This window comes from Mesorhizobium sp. M7A.F.Ca.ET.027.03.2.1, from assembly GCF_003999175.1.
Lineage (GTDB): Bacteria > Pseudomonadota > Alphaproteobacteria > Rhizobiales > Rhizobiaceae > Mesorhizobium.
Genome location: NZ_RZOM01001647.1, coordinates 1 through 797, shown reverse-complemented (window position 1 = coordinate 797; position 797 = coordinate 1). Strand labels below are relative to the sequence as shown.

1 pseudogene is annotated in these 797 nt (G+C 66.9%); it reads right to left on the bottom strand.

Features of this window, described 5'->3' with window-relative positions:
• A pseudogene (locus EN750_RS37065) lies at window positions 1–797 on the bottom strand (AsmA protein); the annotation flags it as partial.

Below are 797 nucleotides of genomic sequence, written 5' to 3'. Positions count from 1 at the left end.
CCACCGATGCATCGAGCTTGCCGGTCGGGCTCGCCGGGAAATCCTTGATCCTGCCGGTGGCGCTGATCGAGGCGCCGGCCAGCCCGCCCACCGACAGCCGGTCGATTTCGAGCAGTCCGTCGCGCAGCCTGAGCGCCGTGTCGACGGTATCCGCGGTCAACCCGCCAGCGTTGACCGGCCCTGCCTTGATCTGGAAATCGAGGTCGCGGTCGGCAAAGCGATTGGCGCCCTTGTCGCTGACGAAGATCGAGGCGAAGGCCGCCAGCCCGTCGACATCGAGGTCGCCCCCTTCGAGACGCATCAGCACTGAGGGCTTGGCATCGTCGGGCTGGCTGGAATCGATGCGGCCGGAAAACTTCGCCTTGCCCAGGATCAATTCGAGATCGCTGAAGGCCTGGCGCTTCTGCGAGAGGTCGACCTTGGCCTTGAAGCCGGCGGCAGGGAGACGGCGGATCGCCTCGTCGACATCCTTCGACAGCCAGGCGGCAAAGCCGGAGGGTTGCGCCACGGCCAGCAGCAGCGAACCGTTGAAGCCGAAATGACCCTCCAAATTGAGCACGAGCATGCCATCGGCTTCCAGCTTGGTGCGGCCGGGCAAGGTCGCGGCAAGCGATTTCACCGACCAGCCGCCATCGACCGGCTCGGCGGAAAGATGCACGTCGCGCACCGTGGTGTCGCCGACCACCACCGCCGGCAGCTTGACCTCGACGGTGCCGGGAATGGTCGGCTTCGGCATGTCGAGCAGCGCCTGCTCAAACGCCGCAATGCGCTGGTCCAGCGTCAGGCCGGCGCCGGCC